Raw genomic sequence first — 6598 nt, forward strand, 5'->3', positions numbered from 1 at the left:
CGGGTGGCGCAGCCATGCGGCTGCGCCACCGGAGCCGGGTCACCCGCCCTGCGGCCCTGCGCAGGGCGGACGCTCATTCCGTACGGCTCACCCGGCCTTCGTCTCTCCCCCGCCCCAGAGCACACGTTCCACGGACGCATGGGTCACCCCGTGGTCGGCGAGTACCTCGGCGGGGACGCCGGATCGGCCGGTGAGGGCGAGAAGCAGGTGCTCGTCCCCGATGTGCCGGTCACCGTGGGCGAGGGCGGTGCGCAGAGACGCGGTCAGGAGGTCCTTGGCGCCGCGGGTGAACGGGCACCGCCCGGATCGCCGTACGCCACCCTGGCGACCCGTCGCCAGCACGCCCTCGCCGTGCGCCTCCTCGACCCGGGAGACGATCTCCTCCACATCGATGCCCAACCCGGCGAGGGCGTCCGTCTCGGCCCGGGAGAGTCCACCGCGGCGGCGCGCCTCGGCCAGGTCTCGCACGACCGCGTCGCGCCGCCCGGTGAGCCCGAGGGAGGCCAGGGCGAAAGCGGCCCGGCTGCCTTCACGATCCAGGAGGGCGAGCAGCAGATGCGGCTCGTCGACACGTTCCTCCCCGGCCCGTTCACAGTGCTCGATCGCGCCGGTGACCACCGCGCGGGCGTCCTTGGTGAACCGCTCGAACATCACTGCCTCCCGTACTTCTTGTGCACGGCCTGCCTGCTGACTCCGAGTTCCGCGGCGATCTCCTGCCACGACCATCCCTGGTGACGTGCGCTGCGCACCTGCACCGCCTCCAGCTGCTCGAGCAGCCTCCGCAGCGCGGACACGGCCCGCAGCCCGATCCGCGGATCGCGGTCACCCGCACGCTCGGCGAGATCCGTTGCTTCGGTCATGATGTCAACTTAGGTTGACAAGGGCCGCATGTCAACCCCGGTTGACATGCGGGTGGTGATGCGGACATGTGAACGGCGGGCTCGGAAAGGCTCCGAGCCCGCCGCAGACGGGGAAGGTGAGCGATGATCAGTTCGCGGTCAGCACGATCTTGCCGAACTGGTTGCCGGACTCGAGGCGTTCGAAGCCCTCACGGGCACGGTCCAGCGGGAGAACCTCGTCGATGACGGGACGCACCCCGGTGGCCGCGCAGAAGGAGAGGAGGTCCTCCAGTTCGTCCTTGGAGCCCATGGTGGAACCGACCACCTTCAGCTCCAGGAAGAAGATGCGGGTGAGTTCGGCGTGGGAGGGACGGTCACCGCTGGTGGCGCCCGCGATGACGATCGTGCCCCCGGGACGCAGGGACTTGACGGAGTGTGACCAGGTGGCGGCACCGACGGTCTCGATGACGGCGTCCACCCGCTGCGGCAGCCGCGCCCCGGACTCCAGCGCCTCCACGGCTCCCAGTTCCAGAGCCCGCTTGCGCTTGGCCTCGTCGCGGCTGGTGGCGAAGACCCGCAGACCGGCCGCCTTGCCGAGCACGATCGCGGCGGTCGCGACTCCCCCGCCGGCACCCTGGACGAGGACGGAGTCGCCGGGGCGGACCCCCGCGTTGGTGAACAGCATGCGATACGCCGTCAGCCACGCGGTGGGGAGGCAGGCAGCCTCCTCGAAGGAGAGCTCCTTGGGCTTCGGCAGCAGGTTCCACGCAGGGACGGAGACCTGCTCGGCGAAGGTGCCCTGGTAGCGCTCCGTGAGGATCGAGCGGGGCTCGTCGGGGCCGACACCGTGACCGGTCTGGCCGATGACGGAGTGCAGGACGACCTCGTTGCCGTCCTCGTCCACTCCGGCCGCATCGCAGCCGAGGATCATCGGGAGCTGGTCCTCGGAGAGGCCGACGCCTCGAAGGGACCAGAGGTCATGGTGGTTGAGCGAGGCGGCCTTGACGTTCACGGTCGTCCAGCCGGGCGTGCGCCCGGGAGCCGGGCGCTCTCCCAACTCGAGGCCCGTAAGGGGGTGGTCGCGGTCGATGCGGGCGGCGTAGGCAGCGAACATGACCTTGACGATAGGCTCCGAGGTCGGCCTACGGAACCGGGGCTCGCTGTGACGCGTGTCCCGCTCGTCGGGTGCCGGCAGCGGCCCCGCGGAGAACTCCCGGCCCGGAAGACCGTGCTCACGGGTGGGCGGGTGCGACACGACCCGCCCACCCGGTGGAGCTAGCGGCGCGCGACTCCCTCGGCCCGGGCCGCGGCGGCGACCGCCGCCGTCACCGCCGGGGCCACGCGCTCGTCGAACGGCGACGGGATCACGTAGTCGGCCGCCAGGTCGTCACCGACGACCGCCGCCAGCGCCTCGGCCGCGGCGATCTTCATCCCCTCGGTGATGCGGGACGCCCGCACCTGAAGCGCTCCGGCGAAGATGCCCGGGAACGCCAGCACGTTGTTGATCTGGTTCGGGAAGTCGGACCGCCCGGTCGCCACCACGGACGCGTACTTGTGCGCGACGTCCGGGTGCACCTCCGGGTTCGGGTTGGCCATCGCGAACACGAAGGCACCCTTGGCCATCGACGCCACAGCCTCCTCCGCCACCGTGCCACCGGAGACGCCGATGAAGACGTCGGCGCCCTCGAGGGCGTGTTCCAGCGACCCGGTCAGTCCCGCCTTGTTCGTGAACCCCGCGAGCTCCCGCTTGACCGGCGTCAGATCGTCCCGGTCCGGCGACACGACACCCTTGCGGTCGGCGACCGCCACGTCCCCGATCCCTGCTCCGACCAGCATCTTCGCGATCGCGACCCCGGCCGCGCCCGCGCCCGAGATGACCGCGCGCAGCTCGCCGATGCTCCGCCCGGTCAGCTTCGCCGCGTTCCGCAGGGCCGCCAGCGACACCACGGCCGTACCGTGCTGGTCGTCATGGAAGACCGGGATGTCCAGCCGCTCCTGGAGCCGGCGCTCGATCTCGAAGCACCGCGGCGCCGAGATGTCCTCCAGGTTCACGCCCCCGAAGGAGGGCGCAAGACGCGCCACGGTCTCGACGATCTCGTCCACGTCCGTGCAGTCGAGGGCGATCGGGACCGCGTCCACCCCGCCGAACTGCTTGAACAGGATCGCCTTGCCCTCCATCACCGGCAGGGACGCCTCGGGGCCGATGTCGCCGAGGCCGAGAACTGCCGTACCGTCCGTCACCACGGCGACGACCGACGACTTCCACGTGTAGTCGTAGACCAGCTCCGGCTGTTCCGCGATGGCGGTGCACACCCGGGCGACCCCGGGCGTGTACGCGAGGGACAGGTCGTCCTTGTCGCGGACCGGCACGGTGGCCTGCACGGCCATCTTGCCCCCGCGGTGCAGCGCGAAGGCCGGATCGAAGGAATCGTGGGGCTCGGCCCCGCCGTCCTGGTCCGCATTGCCGTCGCTGCGCGAATTGACGATCTCCGCTGCCACTGTGTCATACCCCTTAGATGTTCATGGTGTGAGAGTGACCACTCCTGGTTGAGGGGTGGGCGGGACCGCGTATGACCCTGATGAACTGATGCGTACGGGTACACACGCGACGGGCGCGCCGCACACGCGCCCTGAGCCCCGGATGAGGGGTGTAAGGAACCTTCTTACCGGACGGATGGTGTCCCGGACGAGTCCGTACCACTAAGGTCACACGCCGGTGAGATGTCTCATGGCGGAAAATCTGGACAAGTCGACGAAGCGCCCGCCACGGGAACGCCGGCGCTGAGCGCGATCGCCCGCATCGCGAGATCCACCGGAGATTCTCCGGCCGGAAGGAGGGATTCCAGCACAAGGTCCGGCCGTGATCGACCGCTGGAGGGGGTTCAGGAGTCACCTGTTATCCGATTTTGACATGGCGGCCCCCCTGAAGAAGCGAGTCCGAATGGCAAGATGCCTGAATCACACGAGGTCGCGACACCCAAAGGTGTGTGTTCTCGTCGACCCATCGGCACAACCCATCTCGCCGGAGGAACCCACCATGACCGCAAGCTTCACCCGTCGTACGACCGCCACGCGCTCCCGGATAGCCGCGGTCGGCGCCCTCGCGGTCGCGGGCACCCTGCTGGTCGCCGGCTGCGGTGACCAGACGGACAAGAACAGCGACAGCAGCTCCAGCCCGGCCGCATCCTCGGCGCCGCTCGCCGACAAGCTCCCCAAGGACATTCGGGACGCGGGCGTCATCAAGGTGGGCTCCGACATCGCCTACCCGCCGGTCGAGTACATGGAGGGCGGCAAGGCCGTCGGTATCGACCCCGACATCGCGGACGCGCTCGGCAAGCAGCTGGGCGTGAAGTTCGAGTTCCAGAACGGCAAGTTCGCCCAGCTCATCGTGGGTCTGCAGGCCAAGCGGTTCAACGTGGTGATGTCCGCGATGAACGACACGAAGGACCGTCAGAACGGCATCGACTCCGACACGGGCAAGAAGGTCGGCAACGGCATCGACTTCGTCGACTACTTCACCGCGGGCACCTCGATCCTGGTCCAGAAGGGCAACCCGAAGGGGATCAAGTCCCTCGACGACCTGTGCGGCAAGGTCGTGGCCCTCCAGCAGGGCACCACGTCGGAGGGCATCGCCAAGGCGCAGAGCACGAAGTGCACGAAGGACCACAAGCAGGCCATCAAGCTGCAGACCTTCGACACCGACCCCGAGGCTCTGCTCCGCCTCAAGCAGGGCGCGTCCGTCGCCGACCTCAACGACTTCCCCGTCGCGGCCTACAACGCGAAGACCTCCGGCGGCGGCAACGACTTCGAGGTCGTCGGCGAGCAGATCGAGGCCGGCCCCTACGGCATCGGCGTCAGCAAGGAGAACACCCAGCTGCGCGACGCCCTCCAGGCGGCCATGGCCGCGATCATCAAGAGCGGCGAGTACCAGAAGATCCTCGAGAAGTGGAACGTCACGGACGGCGGAGTCACCGAGGCGAAGGTCAACGGCGGCTCCTGAGCCTCACGCAACACTGAAGGGCAGTCACCGTGACTGACACTGTCGACAAGATTCCGGCACCGACGGTGCCGCCGGAGCAGATCAAGGCCATTCCGGTGCGCCACTACGGCCGCTGGGTGGCGGGCGCAGCGGTCATCGCCATCCTGGTGCTGATCGGGATCGCCTTCTCCAACGCCAAGATCAACTACGGGGTGATCCCGGACTACCTCACGGACGGGACGATCCTGTCCGGCGTCTGGCACACGCTGTACATCTCTGTCCTCGCCATGGTGCTGGGTCTCGTCCTGGGCGTGATCCTCGCGGTGATGCGGATGTCGACGAACCCGGTCACCAGCACCGTGGCCTGGTTCTACGTGTGGTTCTTCCGCGGCACTCCGGTCCTCGTCCAGCTGCTGCTCTGGTACAACATCGCGCTCGTGTTCCCCATCCTCAATCTGGGGTTCTACAAGGACGAGATGAACCAGGTGATGACCCCGTTCCTGGCGGCTCTGCTGGGCCTCGGCCTGAACGAGGCCGCGTACATGTCGGAGATCGTCCGGGCCGGCATCCAGTCGGTGGACGAGGGGCAGACGGAGGCGTCGCACGCCCTGGGCATGACCCAGGGCAAGACGCTGCGGCGCGTGGTCCTCCCGCAGGCGATGCGAGTGATCGTGCCCCCGACCGGCAACGAGTTCATCAACATGCTGAAGACCTCGTCGCTGGCCTACGCGGTCCAGTTCAACGAACTCATCAAGCGGGCCACGGACATCTCCAGTACCTCGCTCGCGGTCGTGGAGATGTTCTTCGTGGCCTCGATCTGGTACCTGATCCTCACCACGGTCTTCAGCATCGCCCAGTACTACATCGAACGCCGATACGCCCGCGGTTCGTCGCGCAACCTGCCGCCGACACCGCTGCAGCGCCTGAGGAAGAACCTCCGCCTGTTCGGTTCGTTCCGCCGCCCGGAGGTGGCCCGATGAGCAGTCTCGGCAAGGACATCGCCCCGAGCACGACCGGCCACCCGATGGTCAAGGCCGAGGGGGTGCACAAGTCCTTCGGTTTTGCGCACATCCTCAAGGGCATCGACCTGGAGGTGAACCCGCGCGAGGTGTTCTGCCTGATCGGCCCGTCCGGCTCCGGCAAGTCCACTTTCCTGCGGTGCATCAACCACCTGGAGAAGATCAGCGCGGGCCGGCTGTACGTCGACAATGAACTGGTCGGCTACCGGCAGCGGGGCGACAAGCTCTACGAGCTCAAGGAGAGCGAGGTCGCGGCCCAGCGGCGGAACATCGGCATGGTGTTCCAGCGCTTCAACCTGTTCCCGCACATGACGGCGCTGGAGAACGTCATGGAAGCGCCGGTCCAGGTCAGGCGCGAGTCCAAGGCCGTGGCACGGGAGCGCGCGGAGCGGCTGCTGGACCGGGTGGGCCTCGGGGACCGCAAGGGGCACTACCCCGCCCAGCTCTCCGGCGGCCAGCAGCAGCGCGTCGCCATCGCCCGCGCGCTGGCGATGGAGCCGAAGCTGATGCTCTTCGACGAGCCCACCTCGGCCCTCGACCCGGAGCTCGTCGGCGAGGTGCTCGACGTGATGCGGGACCTCGCCGAGGACGGCATGACGATGATCGTCGTCACGCACGAGATGGGCTTCGCCCGCGAGGTGGGCGACTCGCTGGTCTTCATGGACGACGGTGTGGTGGTCGAGGCGGGCCATCCCCGGGATGTGCTGACGAACCCGCAGCACGACCGGACCAAGTCCTTCCTGTCGAAGGTCCTGTAGAGC

7 protein-coding genes are annotated in these 6598 nt (G+C 68.3%); 3 read left to right on the forward strand and 4 right to left on the reverse strand.

The genetic code is table 11. From position 1 onward, the window contains the following. Positions 1-87 precede the first annotated feature (87 nt). From VXC91_RS13295 to VXC91_RS13310, 4 genes are all read right to left on the reverse strand, one after another. Positions 88-651, reverse strand: coding sequence for a Clp protease N-terminal domain-containing protein (locus VXC91_RS13295; protein ID WP_329507360.1), 564 nt, complete (start codon positions 649-651; stop codon positions 88-90). Then, positions 651-860: a helix-turn-helix domain-containing protein gene (locus VXC91_RS13300; protein ID WP_148010429.1), complete on the reverse strand. Its 210-nt coding sequence runs from the start codon at positions 858-860 to the stop codon at positions 651-653. Before VXC91_RS13300 ends, VXC91_RS13295 begins: the two co-directional genes overlap by 1 nt. 127 nt (positions 861-987) lie before the next feature. Further along, the gene (locus VXC91_RS13305; protein WP_329507361.1) at positions 988-1953 is read right to left on the reverse strand and encodes a zinc-binding dehydrogenase; all 966 of its coding nucleotides are present in this window, start codon (positions 1951-1953) and stop codon (positions 988-990) included. Between the two features lie 161 nt (positions 1954-2114). Then, positions 2115-3338, reverse strand: a complete 1224-nt coding sequence (locus tag VXC91_RS13310; protein ID WP_329507362.1) for an NAD(P)-dependent malic enzyme — start codon at positions 3336-3338, stop codon at positions 2115-2117. A gap of 538 nt (positions 3339-3876) precedes the next feature. Here VXC91_RS13310 and VXC91_RS13315 point away from each other — a divergent pair. The 3 genes from VXC91_RS13315 to VXC91_RS13325 are packed head-to-tail and all read left to right on the forward strand — an operon-like array spanning position 3877 to position 6595. Continuing rightward, positions 3877-4839 carry an ABC transporter substrate-binding protein gene (locus VXC91_RS13315; RefSeq protein WP_329507363.1) on the forward strand — a complete coding sequence of 321 codons (963 nt, stop codon included), beginning with the start codon at positions 3877-3879 and terminating at the stop codon, positions 4837-4839. Positions 4840-4868: 29 nt separating this feature from the next. Next, entirely contained in the window at positions 4869-5798 is a 930-nt protein-coding gene (locus tag VXC91_RS13320; protein ID WP_329507364.1) for an amino acid ABC transporter permease, read from the forward strand. After that, entirely contained in the window at positions 5795-6595 is an 801-nt protein-coding gene (locus VXC91_RS13325; RefSeq protein ID WP_329507365.1) for an amino acid ABC transporter ATP-binding protein, read from the forward strand. The genes VXC91_RS13320 and VXC91_RS13325 overlap by 4 nt, the downstream gene beginning before the upstream one ends. Positions 6596-6598 lie beyond the last annotated feature (3 nt).

It is taken from the genome of Streptomyces chiangmaiensis (assembly GCF_036281785.1).
Classification (GTDB): Bacteria; Actinomycetota; Actinomycetes; order Streptomycetales; family Streptomycetaceae; genus Streptomyces; species Streptomyces chiangmaiensis.